This window comes from Luteimonas sp. TWI662, assembly GCF_039673825.1.
GTDB lineage: Bacteria > Pseudomonadota > Gammaproteobacteria > Xanthomonadales > Xanthomonadaceae > Luteimonas.
Genome location: NZ_JBDJMI010000011.1, coordinates 18,666 through 42,815 on the forward strand (window position 1 = coordinate 18,666; position 24,150 = coordinate 42,815).

A 24,150-nucleotide genomic window follows, 5' to 3' on the forward strand; every position below is an offset into this window, starting at 1 on the left:
GGCCGTGGCGTCGCTTAGCCCAAGCCCGGCTCTTATACTTTCGCCATGACCGCCAAGACGCTCTACAAGATCACCTTCCTGACCCACGGCAAGGTCTACGAGCTGTATGCGCAGCGCGTGGAGAGCGGACGGCTGTGGGGCTTTGTCGAAGTCTCGGATCTGGTGTTCGACGTACACGATGGCCTGGTCGTCGATCCGACCGAAGAACGCCTGCAAGCCGAATTCGGTCACACCCGCACGCTGCATCTGCCGATGCAGAGCGTGCTGCGGGTCGAGGAAGTCGAGAAGAAGGGGCAGTCGGCGATCCGCGATGCGACCTCGGGCGAGAAGGTCGTCACACCGTTCCCGTTGCCTGCCAAGCCGCGCTGAGCGGACCGCGCAGGCCGGCGCGCTACACTTGCCGGCCGCGGCCACCCCGCCATCGCATGCAGGTTGCGATGCTGTCCGACGGACGCTCCCATCACCCAGGCACTCGCCCAAGGCAACGATGACGACACCTCAGGAATTGCTGCAGACCCACGGCCCGCGCGAATCGATGGAGTACGACGTGGTCGTCGTCGGGGCCGGTCCCGGTGGCCTGTCGACCGCGATCCGGCTCAAGCAACTGGCCGCCGAGGCCGGACGCGAGGTGTCGGTCTGCGTGCTGGAGAAGGGCTCCGAACCCGGCGCGCACATCCTCTCGGGCGCGATCGTCGATCCGCGCGCACTGACCGAACTGATTCCCGACTGGCAGGCACAAGGCGCGCCGCTGAAGCAGGCAGTCACGCGCGATGCCTTCCTGTTTCTGGACGAGACCGGCGCGAAGGCCACGCCGGACTTCCTGCTGCCCGACTGTTTCAAGAACCACGGCAACTACATCGTCAGCCTCGGCGCGGTCACGCGCTGGTTGGCGACGCAGGCCGAAGGCCTGGGTGTGGAGATCTTCCCCGGCTTCGCCGCCGCCGAAGTGCTCTACACCGACGATGGCGCGGTACGTGGGGTTGCGACCGGCAACCTGGGCATCGGCAAGGATGGCCAGCCGACCGCCGAGTTCCAGTTGGGCATGGAACTGCATGCCAAGTACACGATCTTCGCCGAGGGCTCGCGCGGGCAACTGGGCCGCGAGCTGATCGCGCGCTTCGCGCTCGACGACGGCCGCGACCCGCAGAGCTATGGCCTGGGCATCAAGGAGCTGTGGCAGGTCGACCCGGCCAAGCACGAGCCGGGCCTGGTGGTGCATACCGCCGGCTGGCCTTTGAGCGACGACACCTACGGCGGCTCGTTCGTCTATCACGCCGAGGACGGCAAGGTCGCCATCGGCCTGGTCGTCGGCCTGGACTACCGCAATCCGTGGTTGAGTCCGTTCGAGGAATTCCAGCGCTTCAAGACCCATCCGGCGATCCGCCAGTACCTGGAGGGCGGCAAGCGCATCGGCTACGGCGCGCGCTCGATCACCGCCGGCGGCCTGCTGTCGATTCCGAAGCTGGTGTTCCCCGGCGGCGCGTTCGTCGGCTGCGAGGCCGGCACGCTCAACGCCAGCCGGATCAAGGGCAGCCACGCGGCGATCAAGACCGGCATGCTCGCCGCCGAGGCCGCATTCGCGGCGCTGGGCGAGGGCCGCGCCGGCGACGAACTGGCCGCCTACCCGGCCGCGTTCGAGTCGAGCTGGCTGCATGCCGAACTCGCGCAGGCCAAGAACTTCAAGCAGTGGTTCAAGAAGGGCCGCACGACCGCGACCCTGATGACCGGTGTCGAGCAATGGCTGCTGCCCAAGCTGGGCATCCGCACGCCGCCTTGGACACTGCACCGCGATCGCCCCGACCACGCCTGCCTGGAGCCGGCCGCGCAACACGCCAAGATCGCCTATCCCAAGCCCGACGGTGTGTTGACGTTCGACCGGCTGAGCTCGGTCTACCTGTCGAGCACCAACCACGACGAGGATCAGCCCGCGCATCTCACGCTCAAGGACCCGCGCGTGCCGGTGGACGTGAACCTGGCGACCTACGGCGGGCCGGAAGCACGCTACTGCCCGGCGGCGGTCTACGAGTTCGTCGAAGGACCCGACGGCCCGCGGCTGCAGATCAACGCGCAGAACTGCGTGCACTGCAAGACCTGCGACATCAAGGACCCGACGCAGAACATCGTCTGGGTCGCCCCGCAGGGCGGCGGCGGCCCGAACTACGCGGGGATGTGAGCCTGCGCAAGCGGCGTTGCACCGCGGCGATGCTGCGCCGCCGCGACGGAACGCCGCAGGCATTTTCGCCGACCTGGCCGTATACTCGCCGACAGCTGTGGTCCGCGGACCATGTCGCCAAAGCCAAGGGTGCTTCGTGCGCAACTACGATCTCGAATTCCTCAAGCGCTTCTCGATGGTGCTGGTGTTTCTGACCATCGTCACACTGGGCCTGATCGCTGGCGCCTGGTTCCTGCATCGTTCGCTACCGACCGAAGTCCCGCCCAACGTCGCCCAGCGTACCGAGGCACGCATCGCGCCGGTGGGCGCGGTCTATGCCGGCGCCACCGGTGCCGCCGCGCAAGCGGCCGCATCGGCTGCAGCGGCGGCCGCAGCGACCTCGCAGGCCGCCTACGGCGGCACGCTCGAAGGCTCGGTGATCTTCGAGAACCTGTGCGCGGGCTGCCATACCTCCGGCGCCGGCGGCGCGCCGACGCTCGACCACGCGCACTGGGATGCGCGACTCGCCCAGGGCAAGGACACGCTGTACAAGCATTCGATCGAAGGCTTCACCGGCGCGGCCGGCGTGATGCCCGCGCGCGGCGGCAACCCGGCACTGACCGACGAGCAGATGCACGCCGTCGTCGACTGGATGGTCGACAATCTGAAGTAAGCTGCGGCGCGCCGCCATGCCCGGCGCTGCCCGATGCTCGAGACGCCGCCTTCGGGCGGCGTCGTCGTTTCGGCCCTGCCCGCCTGGAGTTTCCGTGATGCGCATGCACTTGGCCCTACCGCTCTGCCTGTTGCTCGCCGCCTGTCGCGCGGGCAGTCCCGTCCATGAGCGCGCGCCCGGCCACGAAGCGGCGACGCCCGCACCGGTGACGCTGTCCGCAGCGCCGGCCGACTGGACGCCGCTCGCCGGCCAGCGGGTCCGCATCGACGCGCCGCTGACGGTCAGCGGCCGGCACCGGCTGGCCCGCGATGGCGCGCTGTTGGCGAGCTTCGATGGTCGTCTGTTCACCCCGACCGAGATCGCCCGTCCCGGACCCGATGCCGCAGCCGTGGCTGCAAGCAACCGCGCACGCCGCATCGAGCTCGACGACGGCCGCGACGATCCGCCCGAACGCGGCGTGCCGTGGTATCTGCCCGAGCACGCACGGGCGTTGCGCACCGGCAGCGTGCTGACCGGCGTGGAAGGCATCGTGGAACGCAGCGACGATGGCTGGCGGCTGCGCGCGACCGCGCGACCGGCGGTCGCCCTGGCGCCACGCCCGGCACCGCCGCAGGTCGGCGGCGACCTGCGGATCGCCGCCTTCAACCTGCAGAACCTGTTCAACGGCGACGGGCGCGGCGGCGGCTTTCCCACCGCACGCGGCGCGAAGACGCCCGAGGCATTGGCACGCCAGGTCGCTGGGCTGGTCGCCACGATCGCCGCACTCGACGCCGACATCGCGGCCGTGATGGAACTGGAGAACGACGGCTACGACTCCGACGCGAGCATCGCCCAACTGGTGGGTGCGCTCAATGCCGCCGGACCTGCGCGCGATTGGCGCTTCGTCGACGCCGGCCAGGGGCCGGGCGACAACGCGATCCGGGTCGGCCTGCTCTATCGCAGCACGCGCGTCCGGCCCCAGGGGGCGCCGGCGATGCTCGAAGGCGGCCCGTACGTGGCCCACAGCCGCGTCCCGCTCGCCCAGGCCTTCGTGCCGCTGCGCAACGGTCGCGATGCAGGTGCGGCCTTCTCGGTCGTCACGGTGCATCTGAAATCGAAGGGCTGCCGCGACGCCGAGGGCGCCGATCGCGACCAGGGCGACGGCCAGGCGTGCTGGAATGCCACCCGCACCGAGTCCGCGCGCCGGCTGCTGGCCTGGCTGGCGAGCGACCCGACCGGCAGCGGCGACCGGATCGCCGTGGTCGGCGATTTCAACGCCTACGCAATGGAGGATCCGGTACGCGCATTCGTCGACGCCGGCTGGCGCGACCCCTTCGACACCGAACCGGCGCCGACGCGCTACAGCTTCGTCTTCGATGCGCAGTCCGGTCGTCTGGACCATCTGCTGCTGAGCCCGTCGCTGGCGTCGCGCGTGCACGGCGCGGCGAAGTGGCACAACAATGCCGACGAGCCCGATTCGGGCACGCCCGACGGCACGCCGTGGCGCAGTTCCGACCACGACCCCCTGGTGGTGGGCCTGCGTCTGCGCGGCGAGTAAACGCACGGGTGTTTATCATCGCGGCATGATGTCCCCCACCTTTCCCACGCAATCCGGCCCATTGACGCTGGCCGGCCCCGTCGGCGCACTCGAAGCCGCCATCGATCTGCCTGAGGCCGACGTCCCCGCGCTGCCGCTGGTCGCGGTGGTCTGCCATCCGCTGCCCACCGAGGGTGGCACGATGCACAACAAGGTCGTGACGATGGTCGCGCGCTCGCTGCGCGAACTCGGGGCGACGACGCTGCGCTTCAATTTCCGCGGCACCGGCGCCTCCGAAGGCCAGTTCGACCGCGGCGACGGCGAGACCGACGACCTGACCGCCGTGGTCGAGTGGGTGCGCCGGGAGCGGCCGGGCGATGCGCTGTGGCTGGCCGGCTTCAGCTTCGGCGCCTATGTGTCGTTGCGTGCCAGCGATGCGTTGAAGCCCGACCTGCTGATCTCGGTCGCCCCGCCCGCCGGGCGCTGGGATTTCGACCGTATCGTGCTGCCCGACTGCCCGTGGCTGGTGATCCAGGGCGAGTCCGATGAGATCGTCGACCCCGAGGCGGTCTATCGCTGGCTCGAGGAGCGCGACGCCCAGGCCGAACTGGTGCGCATGCCCGACACCGGCCATTTCTTCCACCGCCGGATGATCGACCTGCGCGGTGTGGTGAAGAACGGCGTGCGGGGTTACCTGCCCGATCCGCGATGATCGACACCCGCCTTGCCCGCCCCGGCGACGCCATGATGCGAGGCCGGCGATGAGCCTGCCACCGCTGCCCTCCGCGCGCTACGCCGCAGGCGTCGCGCGCGGCGACTGGCAGCACGATCCCGCGCAGCAACCGGCGCTGGTCGAGCTCGACCGGCTGCACCGGGCCCTGCACGAGCCGCCGCCCCGGCGCGGCCTGCTCCGCCGCCTGTTCGCCGGCAACGGTCACGACGACGGCATCCCCGGGCTGTACCTGTGGGGCGGCGTGGGGCGCGGCAAGACCTTCATGATCGACCTGTTCCACGACGGCCTGGCGCTGCGGACGCACAAGAGCGAAGCGCGCGCCGACGCGTCGGCGCCTGCCGCGCCGCGCGACCCCGAGCGCAGTCCCGAGCCCGATCCCCGACTGGGCGGCAAGCGGCGCACGCACTTCCACCGGTTCATGCGCGAGGTCCACGCGGCGCTGCGCGCCCATGCCGGCGAGCGCGATCCGCTGGCCGCGATCGTGCGCGGCTGGCGCGACGCCGGGCTGCGCGTGCTCGTGCTCGACGAGTTCTTCGTCAGCGATATCGGCGATGCGATGCTGCTCGCACGGCTGCTCGAACGCATGGTCGCCGACGGCATCGTGCTGGTGACCAGTTCCAATGCCGCACCCAGCGACCTGTACAAGGACGGCCTGCAGCGCGCGCGTTTCCTGCCGGCGATCGCGCTGATCGAGCAGCACTGCCATGTGGTGCATCTGGAGAGCGACACCGACTACCGCCTGCGCGCGCTGACCCGCTCGCCGGTCTATCGCACGCCGCTCGATGCGGGCGCAGATGCCTGGCTCGACACGCGCTGGCGCGAGTTGGGCGGTGACGACGCGCATCGCGACGCCGGCATCGAACTCGACGGCCGTCGCATCCCGGTACGCGCGCGCTGTACCGGCATGGCCTGGTTCGACTTCGACGCGCTGTGCGAAGGCCCGCGTGGCGCCAGCGACTACATCCAGATCGCGACCGAGTTCCACACCGTGCTGCTGGGCGGCGTCCCGACGATGGATGCCCGCCGCGACGACGCGGCGCGCCGGTTCGTCACGCTCATCGACGAGCTCTACGACCGTAGCGTCAATCTGGTGTGCACCGCCGACGCCGAGCCGCCACAGCTCTACGCAGGCGAGCGGCTGGCGGCGGCCTTCGAGCGCACCGCCTCGCGTCTGATCGAGATGCGCAGCGCCGAATACCTGCTGCGGGCACACCGGGCGTAATCGACGCCGCCCACGCGGCATCCCGCGACCGACGAACCGCCCTGCGGTCGGCCTGCGACCTGCGGATGGGCATCGCGCCGTGCCTGGATAGTCCAAAACGCCATATCGCCAGTCCGGATCACCATTTCTGTCCGGTTCACGCGCATGGCCCACTGCCTGCCCCTCCATATTGCAGTGCAGCAGATGTCCAGCCCCACGCGCCTTGCGACCGCCCTCCTGGCGGCGCTGTCCCTCCCCCCTCTCGCCGCCGCACAGGACGCGGACGGTCATGCAGACGCAGGAGCGCGCACGCTGGGCACGGTGACCGTGACCGGCTCCCACATCCGCCGTGCGGACGCCGAGACGGCGAACCCGGTGCAGGTCATCGACCGGCAGCAACTGGAGACCTCGGGCAAGGTCACCGTCGCCGACGTGCTGCGCTCGATCTCGGCCAACACCGGCAACGCCGCCAACGAGACCAGCAACAGCGGCTGGGCCTCGGGCTCGGCCGGCATCGGCCTGCGCGGCCTGTCGCAGAAGAACACGCTGGTGCTGCTCAACGGCCGCCGCCTGGCCAACTACGGCTTCCCGGCCGGCGGGCTGTCGGACACCTTCGTCAATCTCAACGCGCTGCCGCTGGTCGCGGTCGAACGCATCGAGGTGCTCAAGGACGGCGCGTCGGCGGTGTACGGCTCCGACGCGGTCGCCGGCGTGGTCAACATCATCACCCGCCAGAACTTCCAGGGCCTGGACGTGGGCGGCAGCCTGGGCACCTCCGATGCGGGCGGGCTGGACACCCAGCGCGCGCGGCTGGTCGGCGGCTTCGGCGACCTTGCGACCGACGGCTACAACCTGCTCTTCAGCCTGGAGGCCTATGATCGCGACCGGCTTGACCAGGACCAGCGCGCGCTCACCCGCTCGGGCATCTACACCGACAAGCCCGGCGGCCGCTGGAACGGCTGGTCGGCCAAGGGCGCCCGCTTCCTCGTCAACGGCGCCTCGGTGCCGCTGCTCGACGCCGCGGGCCACTGCCCGCAGGGCATGGTGCTGACCGCGAGCGCGCCGATCGACGGGCTCGCCGGCGACACCTGCGCCATCAACCTGGCGCCCTACACCACGCTGATTCCCGCGACCGAGCGCTACCAGGGCTACGTCAACGCGACGTTGCGCCTGGGCGAGACCACCGAGGCATTCGGCGAACTGGTGGTGAGCCGCATCCGCGGCGCGTCCCTGTTCGGTTCCAGCCCGTACTTCACGCTCGAGGGCGGGCGTTTCTCGCTCAACGCCCAGACCGGGTTGGCCGAGCCGGTGTCCAACCTGCTGCCGGCCGGCAGCCCCTACAACCCGTACGGCGTCGCCACGCCGATCGAGTACACGTTCTTCGACCTGGGCCAGTCGCTCAAGACCAACCGCTCGACCGCCTACCGCGTGCTCGGCGGCGTGCGCGGCCAGCTCTCGGAGACCTGGGACTGGGAGGCCGCGGCCTTCTCGGCGCGCAGCAAGGAGGAGGAGACCGTCGCCGGCGGCTTCGCCAACCGCTGGACGCTGGCGCAGGCGCTCGCCGACGGCAGCCTGAACCTGCATGCCCCGTCGACGACGCCGCAGGCGGTGCTCGACGCGATCGCGCTCAGCACGCTGCGCCCGGCCGACTCGCGCCTGACCGGCGTCGATGTCAAAGTCTCGGGCAGTCTGTTCGAACTGCCTGCCGGCACCGTGGGCTTCGCGGCCGGTGCCGAGTGGCGCCACGAGTCGCTGGTCTCGCGCAACCCGTGGCAGATCGACGCCGGCCTGCAGGTGCGCCCGGCGATCGCCGCCGTCGATGGCGCGCGCGACGTCGCCGCGCTCTACGCCGAGATCAACGTGCCGGTGACCCCGACGCTGGAACTGCAACTGGCCGGCCGCGGCGACCGCTACAGCGATTTCGGCAGCGCGTTTTCGCCCAAGGCCGGCCTGCGCTGGCAGCCGCTCGAGGCGCTGCTGGTGCGCGCCTCGGCCTCGCGCGGCTTCCGCGCGCCGTCGCTGTCGGAGAACTCGGCCTCCACCAGCATCGCCTACGGCTCGGTCGTCGACCCCTACGATCCCGACGTCGCCGATTCGCGCCAGACCCCGACGTTCTTCACTGTCGGCAACACCGATCTCGATCCCGAGCGCACGCGCAGCTACAACCTGGGCGTCGTCGTCTCGCCGCTGGCCGACACCAGCCTGAGCCTGGACTGGTACCGGGTGGAGCTCGACAACCTCGTGGGCACCGGCAACACCACGACGATCGTGCAGACCAACGATCCGGCCGACGTCGTGCGCGATGCGCGCGGCAAGCTGATCGCCGTCTACAACCGCTACCAGAATCTCAGCGAACTGCAGACCTCGGGCCTGGACGCCGAACTGCGCCAGCGCTGGCGCACCGCCAACGCGGGCACCTTCGGCCTGTCGAGCGTGTTCACCCACGTGCTCGAGTACAAGCGCCCGCAAACGGTCGGCGGCCCACTGGTCGACTACGCCGGCAGCAACCTCGGCCCGTCGCTGCCGCGCAACAAGGCGACGACGACCCTGGACTGGAAGATCGGCGACTTCGACACCGGCCTGACCTGGTACCGCACCGGTGGCTACGACCAGAAGGCCAGCGTCGCCGCGCGCGCCGCGCAGGCACGGGTGGACGCCTACGACCAGTTCGACCTCTACTTCGCCTGGTCGGGCATCGAGCGGCTGACGCTCTACGCCAAGGTCGAGAACATCAGCGATGAGACGCCGCCGCACGACGCGTCCTTCCCCGGCATCCGCGCGCCCTACGACTTCAGCCAGTACGACCTGCGCGGGCGCTACTTCCAGGTGGGGTTCGATTACCGGTTCTGACCGGCCCCCCGCATTCCGATCTCCCCACCCCCGATTCCCGCGCCCTCAGCGGCGCTCCCGCGACGACGCGCACGCATGTGTTTGCGCGGGCGCCGCCCCATACCGGATACGCCCCATGCCCGACGCCCCCCTCCATCGCGCCTCCGAGCGCGGACGCCTCTTGCGTCGTGCGCCGATACGGATGCTGCTGGCCTTGCTCGCGCTGCTGCCGCTGGTCGCGGTCGCGCAGAGCGACTACTACTTCCCGCAGGCCCAGGCCGCGGATTTCGACCCCGAGGTGCCCACGCCCGAGCAGTTCCTCGGCTATCGGCTGGGAACCCACTACACGCGCCACGACCGCATCGTCGACTACTTCCGCGAACTGGCGCGCGTGTCCGACCGGATCACACTGCAGCAGATCGGGCGCAGCTACGAGGAGCGCCCGCTGGTCGCCGCCATCGTCACCTCGGCCGCCAACCACGGCCGGCTCGAGGCGCTGCGCGCCGCGCACGCCACCCAGCGCGATCCCGCTGCGGCCGTGCCCACGCAATTGCCGGTCGTCGTCGGGCTGTACTACAGCGTGCACGGCAACGAGACTTCGAGCGGCGAGGCCGCGTTGCTGACCGCCTACTACCTGGCCGCGCACCGCGGCGCCGAGACCGCGCGCTGGCTCGACGAGGCGGTCGTGCTGATCGACCCCGCGCAGAACCCCGACGGCCGCGACCGCGCGGCGAACTGGCACAACGCGTGGAAGTCGAACCCGCCGGTCGCCGACCCGCTGGACAAGGAGCACGTCGAGCCGTTCCCGATGGGCCGCACCAACCACTACTTCACCGACCTCAACCGCGACTGGCTCGCGGTCACCCAGCGTGAAACCCGGCCCAAGATCGAACTGTTCCACCAGTGGACACCGAACGTGCAGATCGACTTCCACGAAATGGGCGCGGGCAGCACGTACTACTTCGAACCGTCGCCGGCGAGCATGCACAGCCCGCTGCTGCCGCAGGCCTCCTACGATTTCAACGTCACGCTGGCGCGCTACCACGCCCAAGGCCTCGACGCGCTCGGCTCGCTGTACTACACGAAGGAAAACTTCGACAACTTTTCGCCGGTCTACGGCTCGACCTATCCCGACTTCCACGGCGGAGTCGGCGTCACCGTCGAGCAGGGCAGTTCGCGCGGCCTGGTACAGGACACCGCCGGCGGCCCGCTGGAATTCCGCTTCACGATCCGCAATCAGGTCGCGACCGGGCTGGCGACGCTCCGCGGCGCAGTCGCCGAGAAAGCCGGCTTGCTGGCACTGCAGAAGGACTTCTTCCGCTCGGCGCTCACCCAGGGTCGCCGCCACGATGCCGCCGCGTTCGTATTCGGCGACGCGCACGACCCGTCGCTGACCCGGCGCCTGCTCGACCTGCTGCTGCTCCACCGCATCGAGGTCCATGCGCTGGCGCGCGAGACGACGATCGACGGCACTACGTTCTCGCCCGGCAGCGCCTACGTCGTACCGTCGGCACAGCCGCAGTTCCGGCTGGTGCATTCGATCTTCGAGACCACGCCCGAGGTGAAGGAGAGCGTCTACGGCAGCACCTCGTACGCGATCGCACACGCCTACGGCATCGCGTTCGCACGCGCGCGTCGCGCGCCAGCGCTGGGCGCGCGTGTGCAGGCGTTGCCGTCGGTCGAGGCCGGCATCATCGGCGGCCAAGCCCGCTACGCCTACGCGATCGACTGGCGCGACCAGGCCGCACCGCGCGCGCTCGCCGCGCTGCTGGCACAGGACATCCGCGTGCGCAGCGCATTCCAGCCGTTCACCGCGCGCACCGCGGACGGCGAGACCGCGTTCTCCTACGGCACCCTGGTCGTACCGGTCGCCGGACAGGCGCTGGCGGCCGAGGCCCTGCATGCGGCGGTCGATGCGGCCACGCGCGAAGCCGGGGTGCGCGCGCATGCGCTGTCGACCGGACAGAGCGTGGCCGGCATCGACCTGGGCAGCGACAGCGTGCGTCCGCTGCGCAAGCCCGCGATCGCGCTGATCATGGGCCAGGGCGTCAACGCGACCGAGATCGGTTCGACCTGGTTCGCGCTGAGCGAGCAGTTGCGCTGGCCGGCGACCCGGCTCGACCCGACCCAGCTCGCGCGCGCACCGTTGCGCGAGTACACCAGCCTCGTGCTGGCCGGTGGCCACTACGAGGACTGGAGCGAGGCGACGGTCGAGGCGCTGCGCGACTGGGTCCGCGCCGGCGGTTCGCTGGTGACCTTCGGCAGCGCCTCGCAGTGGGCCATCGATCGCAAGCTCGTCGACGGCCTGGGCCAGGCCCCGGCGCCCGACGAGGACGACACCGACCGCGCGGACTTCGGCCAGCGTCGCGACCTGCTGGCCGAAGACCGCATCTCCGGCAACCTGGTCTCGGCCGATGCCGACATCAGCCATCCGCTGGCATTCGGCGTGCCGCGCCGCGCCCTCTTCGTCAACAAGGAAACCGCGGTGGTGCTGCCGCCAGCGCGCGACCGCTTCTCGACGGTCGTGCGCATCGACGATGCGCCGCTGGTCAACGGCTACGTCTCCACGCGCAACCGCGCCAGGCTCGGCGGCGCGCCGTGGGCGGTCATTGCCGCAACCGGGCGCGGGAATGTGGTGCTGTTCGCCGACGACCCGGCGCATCGCAAGTACTGGCACGGCACCGAGCGGCTGCTGCTCAACGCACTCTTGCTGTCGGAGCATTTGGTGCCAGCCGCGCGTCGCTGAGCCGCCTTCGATGATCACGGCGTAGACGGGCGGCGTCGCCGGATCGCGGCACACAGTGTTGTCGCCCGCGGGACATGCCGGTCGCGCCCGTGGGCGACCATGCGTTGCGACAACATTCCCGCCGTCGGCACGGGCCTGGCCATGACCCTCACCCAACTGCGCAGCTTCGTCGCCATCGTCGAATGCGGCCACAACATCACCCTGGCCGCCCGCCGCCTGCACGCGACCCAGTCGGGACTGTCCAAGCAGCTCGCGCAACTGGAGAACGCGCTGGGCTTTTTGCTGTTCACCCGCCGTCAGCGCGCCCTCGCCGCGTTGACCGACGAAGGCCGGCAGGTGCTTGCGCACGCCCGCCGCCTACTCGCCGAGGCCGGCAACATCCAGGCGCTGGCCGACAACCTGCGGCGCGAGGCCCAGGGCCTGCTGCGCATCGCCACCACCCACACCCAGGCCCGTCATGCGCTGCCGCCGGCGCTGCAGGCGCTCAAGCGCGACTGGCCCGACGTCGCGGTGCATGTGGTGCCCGGAGGCGATGTCGAGTCGCTGCGGCTGCTGGCCGAACACCATGCCGACCTGGCGATCCTCAGCGGCACCGGCGCTCCGCCACCGGGCCTGGTGGCGATTCCGCTCTACCGCTGGGGCCGACGGGTCCTGCTGCCGGCCGGCCATCCGCTGACCGCATTGGCGCGTCCGATCGGGCTGCGCGACCTGGCCGGCGTGCCGCTGGTGAGCTACGAATCGAGCCGGCAGCCCGCCTCGTCGCTGCAGCGCGCGTTCGCGGCCGCCGACCTGCGAGCCGACCTCGCGGTGACCGCACGCGACGGTGCACTGATCCGGACCTATGTCCACGCCGGGCTGGGCGTGGGCATCGTCGACGAAATGGGCGCCGACCTCGACGACGGCCTGGTCGCGCCGCCGGTCGAGGACGGCCTGCTGCCCGAATGCATCACCTGGGCGCTGCTGCGCCGCGACCGGGTGCTGCGCGATTTCGGCTTCGCGCTGGTCCAGGCGCTGGCGCCGCATTACGCCGCGGTGGACCTGCGCCGGCTGCTCGACCACGACCAGCCGCTGCCGATTCCGGCCCCCGACTGGCCGCGCTGGTCGCGTGCGACCGCCACGGCCCTGGCGGCGCGGACCGCGGTCGCCGTGGCTGAATAGGCCTCTTCCGGGGTTGCCTGGCGCAGCCGGATCTGCATCGCCCCGTGCCCGGCCGGCGGCTGAGGCCGCACGATTCCCGGCCTGACGCGGATCCGGGCGCCCGCCCCACATTTAGCGTTGACGCTGTCCGACCACCCCACTATCTTGGGCCACGTCGGTTCCGCAGCCACAAAGCCTGTGGATGAAAAACGGGAAGCCGGTGACGCCCCACGCCAGTCCGGTGCTGCCCCCGCAGCGGTAATTGGGAACGTCCCCGCCGCCACCGGAGTGATCCGGTGCAGTGGGACCGAAGGCCTGCCTTCACCCATGAGTCCGTACCGTGCCGACAGCCGCGCGAAAGCACGACGCGCGGTGACCGCTGTGGACGCTCCGCACAGGGGTGGGTCCGCGGCGCGGAACCCGACGGCACCCGCCGTCGCCGTCTCGCGGCGCACTCGCCCCACACGAGCCGTCCGCAGCCACCGGACCCGACGCGGGCGGGCCGGGGCGTGCGCGAATGCACTGGACACCAAGAGAGAGGACGCATGACCAGCCACGACACCGTCTCGACCGCCCCTTCGACGCCCGCAGACGCGCCCCCGACCCCGATCGCTTCCTCCACCCCTGTGGCGCCGTCCGCCGTCGACGCCGACGACGTGGTGCCGCCGCCCCCGAGCGCCGCCATGCAAACCGCAATTGCTGAAAATTCCGACGTCGACACCGACGTCTCCACCTGGATCACCAAGGAAGCCGGCAACCGCCGGATCCCGTACGACCGCGCGCGCCTGGAGCGCAGCATCGACCGCGTCCACGGCGAGTTCCCGCAACTCGATATCGCCGACTACAAGCGCAGCGTGTTCGGCTTCGTCGAGCGCAAGGACGCGGTCAACGCCGACGACCTGGTCGACCACCTAATCCGCGAGGCCGAGGCCCGGGTCGATGTCACCGCGCCCGAATGGGAGTTCTTCGCCGCCCGCCTGTACCTGCACCGCCTGTACAAGCGCGCCAGCCGCAACCGCTTCTACGACGCCGAGCAGAAGTACGGCTCCTACGTCGGCCTGCAGGAGTCGTTGGCCGACCGCAACATCTATTCCAACGACATCCTGCGCGCCTATTCCAAGGAAGAGCTGCAGGAAGCCGGACGCATGATCGAGCCCGAGCGCGACAAGCTGTTCGCCTACAACGGCCTGTACCTGCTGGCCACGCGGTATCTGGCCACCGACACCTCGCGCGCCGTGTTCGAGCTGCCGCAGGAGCGCTGGCTCACCATCGCGCTGTATCTGATGCAGAACGAGACCCGCGGCGGTCGCGAGCGCCGCATGCAGCTCGTCGGCGAGGCCTACTGGGCGCTGTCGAACCTGTACATGACCGTCGCGACCCCGACGCTGCAGAACGCCGGCAAGGTCGGCGGCCAGCTGTCGTCGTGCTTCATCGACACCGTCGACGATTCGCTGCAGGGCATCTACGACTCCAACACCGACATCGCTCGCGTCTCCAAGGGCGGCGGCGGCGTGGGCGCGTACATGGGCTATGTGCGCTCGTCGGGTTCGTCGATCCGCGGCGTACCCAATTCCTCGGGCGGCGTGGTGCCGTGGATCAAGCAGCTCAACAACACCGCCGTGTCGGTCGACCAGCTCGGCCAGCGCAAGGGCGCGGTCGCGGTGTACCTGGATGTGTGGCACCGCGACATCGAGAACTTCCTCGATCTGCGCCTGAACAATGGCGACCAGCGCCTGCGTGCGCACGACGTGTTCACCTCGATCTGCATCCCCGACCTGTTCATGGAAGCGGTCGAGCGCCGCGGCGATTGGTATCTGTTCGACCCGCACGAGGTCCATCGCGTCAAGGGCTTCTACCTGCAGGACTTCTTCGACGAGAAGAAGGGCGACCCGAACGGCAGCTTCCGCAAGCGCTACGAGGAAGTCGTCGCGGACGAGCGCATCTCGCGCAAGACCGTCAAGGCGATCGAGATCTTCAAGCGGATCATGGTGTCGCAGCTCGAGACCGGCAACCCGTTCATGTTCTACCGCGACGAAGTGAACCGGAAGAACCCGAACAAGCACGTCGGCCGTGTCTATTCGTCGAACCTGTGCACCGAGATCCTGCAGAACATGAGCCCGACGAAGATGATGCAGGAGATCATCTCCGGCAATCAGATCGTCACCACCAAGCAGGCCGGCGACTTCGTCGTGTGCAACCTGTCGTCGGTGAACCTGGGCCGGGCGATCGTGCCGCAGGAGGGCCAGGGCGACCTGATCACCGACGTGCTCGAGCGCCTGATCCCGATCCAGGTGCGGATGCTCGACAACGTCATCGACCTCAACCAGTTGCCCGTCCCGCAGGCCACGATCACCAACCAGAAGTACCGCGCGATCGGCCTGGGCACGTTCGGCTGGCATCACCTGCTGGCGCAGAAGGGCATCCACTGGAACACGCCCGAGGCCGAGGACTTCAGCGACACGCTGTATGAGCGCATCAACTTCCTGACCGTGCAGGCGAGCATGGAGCTAGCCAAGGAAAAGGGCGCCTACTCGGTGTTCGCCGGCAGCGACTGGCACACCGGCGCCTACTTCCGCGACCGCGACTACAACTCGCCCGCGTGGCTGGAACTGGCCGCCAAGGTCGGCGTCAACGGCATGCGCAACGGCTGGCTGATGGCGGTCGCGCCGAACATGTCGACCGCGCAGATCGCAGGCTCCACCGCGTCGATCGACCCGATCTACTCGGCGTTCTACTACGAGGAGAAGAAGGACTACCGGCGTCCGGTCGCCGCCCCCGGGCTGTCGCTCGAGACCTGGCCGTTCTACGAAAAGGGCGCCTACAAGGTCGACCAGTTCGCGTCGGTGCGCCAGAACGCACGCCGCCAGCGTCACGTCGACCAGGCGATCAGCTTCAACCTGTACGTGCCCAGCACCATCCGCGCCAGCACCCTGCTCGACCTCCACATGACCGCCTGGCGCGAGGGCATCAAGACCACGTACTACGTCCGCTCCAACGACATCGACATCGCCGAATGCGAGTGGTGTTCGAGCTGACAGCGCATTCGCGCTGACTTACAGATTAAAACCGGGGTCAGAGTGCATTTTTCATCCACTGACCCCGGTTCGAGAGTGCAACGGAAAAATGCACTCTGACCCCGGTTCTGCCGATCGCACGCGACACGCAATACGAGAAACGCAATCATGGCCACGACTTCTACGCCGCTCGACCGCATCAAGATCCTCGAGCCGCGCCACCCCAACCGCTCGACCGGCATCATCAACGGGCGCACGTCCGGCATCCTGAACTGGAACGACATTCCGTATCCGTCGTTCTACCGCGCCTACAAGGAGCTCTCGACCAACTTCTGGATCCCGGACGAGGTCGACATGAAGGGCGACGCCAAGCAGTACGGCGAGCTCTCGGCGCGCGAGAAGAACGCCTACGATTCGATCATCGGCCTGCTGGCCACGCTCGACTCGCCGCAGACGCGCTTCATCTACAACGTCGCCGAATACATCACCGACCCGGCCGCGCATGCCAACGCCGCGATCATCGGTCAGCAGGAAGTGATCCACAACGAGAGCTACAGCTACGTGCTGGCCTCGATCACCGACCTGTCGAACCAGAACCGTGTGTTCGAGATCGCGCGTACGCATCCCACGATCCAGAAGCGCAACGCGCCGATCATGGAGTCCTACGACGACTTCATGCGCGAGAAGACCGCCGAGACGCTGCTGCGCTCGCTGATCCAGTCCTCGATCCTCGAAGGCATCAACTTCTACTCGGGCTTCGCGTACTTCTACAACCTGGTCCGCCAGAACCGGATGACCGGCACCGGCAAGATCATCAGCTTCATCAACCGCGACGAACTGGCGCACACCAAGTTCATCAGCGAGGTGATCCGCGCCATCGTCGGCGAGAACCCCGAGCTGCAGACCAACGAACTCACCGATTACGTGCACAAGGCCTTCGCCCACGCGATCGAGCTGGAGACCCAGTGGACCGGCGAGGTGCTCGATGGCATCGACGGCATCGACGTCGACGAGATGATCCGCTATGTGAAGTACCGCGCCAACAAGATGGCCGGCATGCTCGGCATCGAGAAGCTCTACACCGAGACCACCGACAACGTCATGCCGTGGATCAAGGCCTACGCCGACAACTTCACCGAGACCAAGACCGACTTCTTCGAGATGCGCAACGCGTCGTACAAGAAGACGAATTCGGACAACGGATTCGACGACCTCTAATCGGGACCACCAGCACATTTGTCATTCCACTTTTAAGTACGGGGGGACACCATGAGCAAGCGATTGGATCCACGCATCTCGTCTAGTCGCATGCGACTGGAGAACCCGTACGCTCACATGGAAGAGCTTGAGCAGTGCTGGGAGGCGGCGAATTATCAAAATCCGTATCGATTCGTGAGTTCGGATGAAGAATCAATCTTTGCAAGGAAGACCCATAGCTTCGAGTCGATTGAGGCACAGGCGAAAGAGTTGCAACGCGCGATTTGGAAGAAGAGAAGAGATCTCGGGCTGAGCCAGAACGTCCACCCCATAGATGTCCTAGACCCGCAGCTTGCCGCCGAACTGCTCGGCTTCGACTTCACCCTGCATCCTAGCCTTGGCTGGATGGTTAACGGTCGCCGTCGAGTTTCGGTTGCAGGCCTGATTGATCAATCTACTCGATCGATCCAAGTCGCAACGGACGCTGAGCCCAGAGTTATGCGCTTTACGGCGGCTCATGAAATCGGACACGCAGTTCTTCATCCCGATCAAACAGGGCGCCATCGAGATCAGCCGCTCGACGGAGTTCGGCGGTCACGTGATCGCACCGAACTTGAAGCAGACAAGTTCGCGACGTACTTCCTGCTGCCAAAAAAGCTCCTTGCCGAAGAGTTCAAGTCTCGCTTCTTGGGACCGTTTACCCTCGATGAGCAGACCGCATTTGCTTTGCTGAGCAAGCCAATCTACGAAGTCCTGAAGAGTTTCCCGACTCTCCGCCACGTTTCTAGAAAACTGGCTAGCACGGCGTATTACAACGGCCGCCACTTCGTTTCATTGTCGGAATCCTTCGGAGTCAGCGCCGAAGCGATGGCTATTCGACTGGAAGAGTTGAAGCTCGTTATCGAATGATTGCCCTCCGGCGCGCGGTAAGGACAATTTCGAAAGGCCAGGAAAGATGACCTCTCCGAAGATCAGTCTGAACAAGCTTGGCGAGTACCTGACCGCGAGCCCTGCGCGGCGCAGACGGATCGTGCACGACCAGAAGGACCCAAGGCCTTTTATTACAGCGCGTTACATGGACGCCAGAGAGGTAATTGTCGACTTCCTAGCCTCTGGAAAGACCGATGACAACAAGCTAGTTATGAGAGCAAAGGCTCTTAGGTCGGACAGCAGCGGAACTGAGTTCGCGCGTCAAGACCGCATTGCGTCGGCGGATGCCATCGAGAGCTTTCTAGAAGTAGCAGACCAGATTGAACTTGCAGATCTAGAGGTAGTTCCGTTAGACAACAGCACGTCTGCAGAAATGCAGATCGAAGGCGTGTCTGTCTCGGTACGACCTGACGTTCTTTTCAAGGATGCGATGACCAAGGATGTTGTCGGTGCGGTGAAGCTTCATTTCCCCAAGAGCACGCCCCTCAACGAGAATGCCGCGAAGTATGTTTCCACGACGTTGCGCGTTTATCTGACGGATGAGCTCAACTCCGTAACTGCAGATCACAGAAAGTGCTACGTAGTCGATGTGTCAACCCAAACCGTGACCTGCGCGCCCAAGTCCTTCAAAAAAAACATGTCTGATGTCGCCGCTGCTTGCGAAGAGATTCGAGCGAGATGGGAACTGGGCGCGTAAGCGAGCTGGCACCCATTTCGTTTGAAGACAATTTCGCGCCTAAAGATCGTATAAAACCTGAGTCTGACGTCTTGCGCATCCTCCTCGCCTACTGCTCGCTCAGCGGCAATACCCGCGACGTCGCCCGGATGGTGAGGGCGCGGTGCGAGGCGCTGGGACATGAGGTGACCTGGATCGAGACCGACATCCAGACCCTCGCGTCGGTCTGCCCCGATGGCGCCGCGCACGATCTGTATGTGCTTGGCGCCTGGACCGACAACGCCGGCCGCACGCCGAGCGAGATGAAGCGCTTCATCGCCGATCTGGTCGACGCGGTCGGCAAGCCCGAACGCGTCGCGGTGTTCGGCACTGGCGAGACGCAGTGGGGCGCGGAGTATTACTGCGGCGCGGTGCATCGCATCGCCACGTTCTTCGCCAGTCCCTATCCGCGGCTGGAAATCGAACAGATGCCACACGGCGAGCGCGACGTGCTGAAGATCGAACGCTGGACCGATACCATAGTCGGCCGTCACGAGACCCCGTCCCATGCAGACCCTGCACGCCTCCACGCCTGACGACTACGCCGCGGCCCTAATCGCGCATCCGCGCCTGCTCGTGGACTACTACAAGGACGACTGCCCGGGCTGCAAGATGCTCGACATGTCGCTGGCGAAGTTCGCCGCGACCGACGCCGCGAACGGCCTGGTCCTGCTGAAGGTGAAGCTGGAGATTGTCGGCGAAGACTTCTTCCGGGGCCTGGGCCTGCGGCAGACGCCGACGCTGGCACTGTTCCGCGACGGCGAGGAAGCCGCGCGCCTGCCTGGGTTCCAGGCGCCGGGCCAGATCGCCCAGGCCGCCAGCCAGCATCTGGGCTGACGCCCCGTGGCGTCGGCGATCCGCGTCGCCTCGCACGATGAAGCGAAGTGGATCGCGGCCCGCCTGTTCGCGTTCAATCGCGCCACCGTGCCGGCGCTGGAGATCGTGCCGCTGCAGTGGGTGATCGAGGACGAGGGCGTGTTGATCGGCGGCCTGTCTGCGGACCTCTATCTGGGCTGGCTGTCGATCCACGTGCTGTGGATCGACGAAACGGTGCGTCACCGCGGCCTGGGCACACGCCTGCTCCAACACGCCGAGGACGCCGCGCGCGCCCAGGGCGCCCACGGGGCGTTCCTCGACACCTTCGACTGGCAGGCGCTCGCGTTCTATCGGCGCCACGGCTATGACTGCTTCGGCACCCTGGACGATTTTCCGCCTGGGCACTCGCGACACTTTCTGCGCAAGTCGCTTCTTCCGGTCGAGTCGCCGCCGTGAGTCGTGTGTTTGTCGGCCCTTCTGCGGCCGGTGTCCGGCGGAGCGCATCGGCAACGATCACGCAAGATCCTAACCAGCCTCAGTATCGGCCGCTCACATCGCGCGACCCATCCACTGCGCTCTGCCGCGATCAGCCGCCACCGACGACCTCCTCGCGAGGAATTCTGAGGTCGTCGAGCGCGTAGATCTGGATTTCCTCGAGCGGCTCGGTCTCTTCAGGGACATCGGCTTGCGACACACACCGCGCGGTTCTCAGCGGGAGGTACGCTGCACGGCATTGCACGCCGCCCTGTCGGCATTCCCCATTCAGCGTTTGCGCGTCACGCTGTCGCCCCTTTTCAGGCGTGCGGCCCCGCCCCTCGGCTTGCCGGGCCGGACGAACACATTCCCTCCTATTGGACGCCCTCATGCCCACCGCCGTCACATCAGCCCCCTCCACCGAAGCCCGGATGCTGGAGATCGTCTTTCCCGACCACACCAACCACCTGGGCACGCTGTTCGGCGGCCAGGCACTGGCATGGATGGACAAGGCCGCGTTCATCGCCGCCTCGCGCTACGCGCGCCTGACCGTGGTCACGGCGCGCTCCGAGCAGGTCGACTTCAAGCTGCCGATCCGCCAGGGGCAGCTGGTGGAGACCATCGCGCGGGTGGTCGAGGTCGGGCGCACCTCGATGCAGGTCGAGGTCGAAGTGATCGCCGAGGACCTGCTCAGCGGCGAGCGCGAGCTGTGCACGCGCGGGCGCTTTGTGATGATCGCGCTCGATTCGCGCGGCCGGCCGGCCCAGGTCCGCGCGCTGCCCGGCAACGGCTGAGCGCAGGCACCGGAGGCGCCGATTGGCGACAATGGGCGCCGAGATTGTCCGTGAGCCCCGTCGTATGGCCCGATCCCCGCGCGGCGACCGCCCGGCCGCCCCCCTGCTCGAAGCCGACGTCCAGGCCGAGAGCTTCCGCCAGGTCCGCAACGCGCACCGCATGGAGCTGGCCGAGGACTACGTCGAGCTGATCTCGGACCTCATCGCCGATGCCGGCGAAGCGCGCCAGGTCGATATCGCCGCCCGGATGGGCGTGGCGCAGCCCACGGTCGCGCGCATGCTGCAGCGGCTCGTCCGCGACGGCCTGGTCGTCCAGCGGCCGTACCGCGGCGTGTTCCTGACCGAGGCCGGCGAGGCGCTGGCCGCGGCCAGCCGCGAGCGGCACCGGGTGGTCGAGGCATTCTTGCTGGCGCTGGGCGTGCCCGAGGCCATCGCCCGGCGGGACGCGGAGGGCATCGAGCACCACGTCAGCCCGGAAACCCTGGCGATCTTCGCCGCGTTCACGCAGGCCCAGGCCGGCTGAGCGCGTCCGGCACCGCATGTCGCATCGCAGTGACGGCCCCGGCCTGCTAGCCTGCACGCCGGTTCTTGCGCAGCGCAGCACGTGATCCGTTTCGAAGGCATCCACAAGTCCTACCCGGTGCACGGGCGCGAGGTCGTCGCGCTGCATCCGCTCGATCTCACGATCCAGGCCGGCGAGGTGTTCGGCATCGTCGGACATTCGGGCGCCGGCAAGTCGACGCTGCTGCGGCTGATCAACGGGCTGGAAACGCCCAGCGGCGGCACGCTGACCGTCGACGGCCAGGCGCTGGGCACACTCGACGGCGACGGCCTGCGGCGCCTGCGCCGGCGCGTGGGCATGATCTTCCAGCACTTCAATCTGCTCTCGGCCCGGACCGTGCTCGACAACATCGCCTTCCCGCTGCGCCTGGCCGGCGTGTCGAAGGCGCAGGCGCGCGTCCGTGCACAGGACCTGCTGGTGCGCGTCGGCCTGGAGGCGCACCGCGACAAGTACCCCGCGCAGTTGTCGGGCGGGCAGAAACAGCGCGTCGGCGTGGCGCGCGCGCTGGCGACCGAACCCAAGATCCTGCTGTGCGACGAGGCGACCAGCGCGCTCGACCCGCAGACCACCGCCTCAGTGCTGCAACTGCTCGACGGCATCAATCGCGAGCTGGGCCTGACGATCGTGCTGATCACCCATGAGATGGATGTCGTGCGTCGGGTCTGCGACCGTGTCGCAGTGCTCGATGCCGGGCATCTGGTCGAGAGCGGCCCGGTCACCGAGGTGTTCCTGCATCCGCAACACCCGACCACGCGCCGGTTCGTTGCCGAATCCGAAGCGATCGACGAGGGCGCGCTGCAGGAGGACATCGCACACGTCGACGGGCGCCTGCTCCGGCTCACGTTCACCGGCGAGGAGACCTGGCAGCCGCTGCTGGGCCGCGTCGCGCGCGAGACCGGCATCGACTACACGATCCTGGCCGGGCGCATCGACCGCATCAAGCGCCTGCCCTACGGCCAGCTGACGCTGGCGGTGACCGGCGCCCAGGCCGACGAGGCGCTGCGCCGGTTCGCGCAGGCCGGCGTGCACGTGGAGGAACTGCCGCGATGAGCACCCCGTTGCTGCCCAACGTCGATGCCGCCAAGTGGGCCGAAATCGGCCAGGCGACGATCGACACCTTGCTGATGCTCGCCGGCTCGCTGCCGCTGACGCTGCTGATCGGCCTGCCGCTGGGCGTGGTGCTGTTCCTCACCGGCCCGCGCCAGTTGCATGCGCGCCCCATGCTCTACGGCGGCCTGGCGCTGGTGGTGAACCTGCTGCGCTCGGTGCCCTTCATCATCCTGATGATCGTGCTGATCCCGATCACGCTCAAAGCGATGGGCACGTCGCTGGGCGTGCGCGGCGCGATCCTGCCACTGGTGGTCGGCGCGGCGCCGTTCTACGCGCGCCTGGTCGAGACCGCGCTGCGCGAGGTCGAGCGCGGGGTCATCGAGGCCAGCCTGGCGATGGGCGCCACGACCCGGCAACTGGTGCTGCGGGTGCTGCTGCCCGAGGCCCTGCCGGGGCTGATCGCCGGCGCCACGGTGACCACGATCGCGCTGATCGGCTTCACCGCGATGGGCGGCGCGATCGGATCGGGCGGCCTGGGCGACCTCGCCTACCGCGACGGCTACCTGCGCTCGCGCACCGATGTGGCGGTGGTGACCGTGGTCGCGCTGCTGATCATGGTGCAATTGCTGCAGATGCTCGGCGACCGGCTGGTGGCGCGCTTCAGTCGCCGCTGATCGCGTCGCACACTGATTTCCACGCGTGGACTCGATCCGCACGCGCGCCGCCCGATACTGGGCGGCCCACGTCGCGCCGGAATGCCCATGTCCCCTCTGCTGCCCCGCCTCGCCACCGCCGTCCTGCTGCTGGCCGGCCTCGCCGCGTGCGGCAGTGCCGACAACGGCGCCGCCGCGGGCCGCGAGCGGCTGACCGTCGCCGCGACCGCGGTCCCGCACGCCGAGATCCTCGAGGTGGTCAAGCCGCTGCTCGCCGAGCAGGGCGTGGACCTGCAGGTGCGCGTGTTCAATGACTACGTCCAACCCAACGACCAGGTCGTACAGGGCCAGATCGACGTCAACTATTTCCAGACCGAGCCCTATCTCGACGCCTACAACCGCGACCGCGGCACCGAACTGGTGACCCTGGCCGGCATCCACATCGAGCCCTTCGGCGCGTACTCGCGGCGCTACGACAGCCTCGACGCGGTGCCCGCGGGCGCCGAGGTGGTGATCCCCAACGATCCGAGCAACAACAGCCGCGCGCTGATCCTGCTGCACCATGCCGGCGTGATCACGCTCGACGACCCGACCAATGCGCTGGCCACGCTGCGCAACATCACCGCCAATCCCCGGCAGCTCAAGTTCCGCGAGCTGGACGCGGCGATGCTGCCGCGCGTGCTCGACCAGGTGGACCTGGCGCTGATCAACACCAACTACGCGCTCGATGCCGGCCTCAACCCGGCGCGCGACGCGCTGGCGATCGAAGGCAAGGACTCGCCGTACGTGAACTTCCTGGTCGGCCTGCCGGACAAGCGCGAGGATCCGCGCGTGCGCAAGCTCATCGACGCGCTGACCGGCGAACAGGTCCGTGCGTTCATCGCGCAGCGCTACCAAGAGGCCGTGCTCCCGGCGTTCTGAACGCGGCCGGCATCTGGGGTACGCCCCAGATGCGCTG

General features: G+C 68.2%; 21 protein-coding genes and 1 riboswitch. All 21 genes read left to right on the forward strand.

Annotated features, from left to right (window positions below; all coding sequences use genetic code 11):
* The first annotated feature begins 45 nt into the window (after positions 1-45).
* On the forward strand, positions 46-369 hold the full coding sequence (locus ABE488_RS09430; RefSeq protein ID WP_183425241.1) for a DUF1820 family protein: 324 nt from the start codon (positions 46-48) through the stop codon (positions 367-369).
* A 118-nt stretch (positions 370-487) separates the two neighbouring features.
* Positions 488-2,173 carry an electron transfer flavoprotein-ubiquinone oxidoreductase gene (locus ABE488_RS09435; protein ID WP_346448047.1) on the forward strand — a complete coding sequence of 562 codons (1,686 nt, stop codon included), beginning with the start codon at positions 488-490 and terminating at the stop codon, positions 2,171-2,173.
* Between the two features lie 136 nt (positions 2,174-2,309).
* Positions 2,310-2,825 carry a c-type cytochrome gene (locus ABE488_RS09440; protein ID WP_346443664.1) on the forward strand — a complete coding sequence of 172 codons (516 nt, stop codon included), beginning with the start codon at positions 2,310-2,312 and terminating at the stop codon, positions 2,823-2,825.
* Between the two features lie 97 nt (positions 2,826-2,922).
* The gene (locus ABE488_RS09445; protein WP_346448049.1) at positions 2,923-4,362 is read left to right on the forward strand and encodes an ExeM/NucH family extracellular endonuclease; all 1,440 of its coding nucleotides are present in this window, start codon (positions 2,923-2,925) and stop codon (positions 4,360-4,362) included.
* Between the two features lie 25 nt (positions 4,363-4,387).
* On the forward strand, positions 4,388-5,053 hold the full coding sequence (locus ABE488_RS09450) for an alpha/beta fold hydrolase (protein ID WP_346448051.1): 666 nt from the start codon (positions 4,388-4,390) through the stop codon (positions 5,051-5,053).
* A gap of 49 nt (positions 5,054-5,102) precedes the next feature.
* The gene (gene zapE / locus ABE488_RS09455) at positions 5,103-6,296 is read left to right on the forward strand and encodes a cell division protein ZapE (protein WP_346448053.1); all 1,194 of its coding nucleotides are present in this window, start codon (positions 5,103-5,105) and stop codon (positions 6,294-6,296) included.
* Between the two features lie 183 nt (positions 6,297-6,479).
* The gene (locus ABE488_RS09460; RefSeq protein WP_346448055.1) at positions 6,480-9,125 is read left to right on the forward strand and encodes a TonB-dependent receptor; all 2,646 of its coding nucleotides are present in this window, start codon (positions 6,480-6,482) and stop codon (positions 9,123-9,125) included.
* 115 nt (positions 9,126-9,240) lie between these two features.
* Complete coding sequence (locus ABE488_RS09465) at positions 9,241-11,850, forward strand: M14 family zinc carboxypeptidase (protein ID WP_346448056.1); 2,610 nt, start codon at positions 9,241-9,243, stop codon at positions 11,848-11,850.
* A gap of 141 nt (positions 11,851-11,991) precedes the next feature.
* Complete coding sequence (locus tag ABE488_RS09470) at positions 11,992-13,008, forward strand: LysR substrate-binding domain-containing protein (protein WP_346448058.1); 1,017 nt, start codon at positions 11,992-11,994, stop codon at positions 13,006-13,008.
* A gap of 138 nt (positions 13,009-13,146) precedes the next feature.
* A riboswitch (cobalamin riboswitch) is annotated at positions 13,147-13,350 on the forward strand.
* A 182-nt stretch (positions 13,351-13,532) separates the two neighbouring features.
* Entirely contained in the window at positions 13,533-16,022 is a 2,490-nt protein-coding gene (locus tag ABE488_RS09475) for a ribonucleoside-diphosphate reductase subunit alpha (RefSeq protein WP_346448060.1), read from the forward strand.
* 147 nt (positions 16,023-16,169) lie between these two features.
* Entirely contained in the window at positions 16,170-17,219 is a 1,050-nt protein-coding gene (locus tag ABE488_RS09480; protein WP_337243376.1) for a ribonucleotide-diphosphate reductase subunit beta, read from the forward strand.
* A gap of 117 nt (positions 17,220-17,336) precedes the next feature.
* Entirely contained in the window at positions 17,337-18,107 is a 771-nt protein-coding gene (locus tag ABE488_RS09485) for an ImmA/IrrE family metallo-endopeptidase (protein ID WP_346448062.1), read from the forward strand.
* A gap of 46 nt (positions 18,108-18,153) precedes the next feature.
* Complete coding sequence (locus tag ABE488_RS09490; RefSeq protein ID WP_346448063.1) at positions 18,154-18,825, forward strand: hypothetical protein; 672 nt, start codon at positions 18,154-18,156, stop codon at positions 18,823-18,825.
* A 71-nt stretch (positions 18,826-18,896) separates the two neighbouring features.
* On the forward strand, positions 18,897-19,379 hold the full coding sequence (locus ABE488_RS09495) for a flavodoxin (RefSeq protein WP_346448065.1): 483 nt from the start codon (positions 18,897-18,899) through the stop codon (positions 19,377-19,379).
* On the forward strand, positions 19,351-19,680 hold the full coding sequence (locus tag ABE488_RS09500; RefSeq protein WP_346448067.1) for a thioredoxin family protein: 330 nt from the start codon (positions 19,351-19,353) through the stop codon (positions 19,678-19,680). The genes ABE488_RS09495 and ABE488_RS09500 overlap by 29 nt, the downstream gene beginning before the upstream one ends.
* Before the next feature lie 6 nt (positions 19,681-19,686).
* A complete protein-coding gene (locus ABE488_RS09505) occupies positions 19,687-20,115 on the forward strand; it encodes a GNAT family N-acetyltransferase (protein ID WP_346448069.1) in 429 nt (142 codons plus the stop codon).
* Positions 20,116-20,522: 407 nt separating this feature from the next.
* Complete coding sequence (locus ABE488_RS09510; protein WP_346443649.1) at positions 20,523-20,927, forward strand: acyl-CoA thioesterase; 405 nt, start codon at positions 20,523-20,525, stop codon at positions 20,925-20,927.
* A 64-nt stretch (positions 20,928-20,991) separates the two neighbouring features.
* Positions 20,992-21,450, forward strand: coding sequence for a manganese-binding transcriptional regulator MntR (gene mntR / locus ABE488_RS09515; protein ID WP_346443648.1), 459 nt, complete (start codon positions 20,992-20,994; stop codon positions 21,448-21,450).
* An 81-nt stretch (positions 21,451-21,531) separates the two neighbouring features.
* On the forward strand, positions 21,532-22,539 hold the full coding sequence (locus ABE488_RS09520) for a methionine ABC transporter ATP-binding protein (protein WP_346448070.1): 1,008 nt from the start codon (positions 21,532-21,534) through the stop codon (positions 22,537-22,539).
* A complete protein-coding gene (locus tag ABE488_RS09525; RefSeq protein ID WP_346443645.1) occupies positions 22,536-23,213 on the forward strand; it encodes a methionine ABC transporter permease in 678 nt (225 codons plus the stop codon). The genes ABE488_RS09520 and ABE488_RS09525 overlap by 4 nt, the downstream gene beginning before the upstream one ends.
* Positions 23,214-23,294: 81 nt before the next feature.
* The gene (locus ABE488_RS09530) at positions 23,295-24,113 is read left to right on the forward strand and encodes a MetQ/NlpA family ABC transporter substrate-binding protein (protein WP_346443644.1); all 819 of its coding nucleotides are present in this window, start codon (positions 23,295-23,297) and stop codon (positions 24,111-24,113) included.
* The last annotated feature ends 37 nt before the right edge of the window (positions 24,114-24,150 follow it).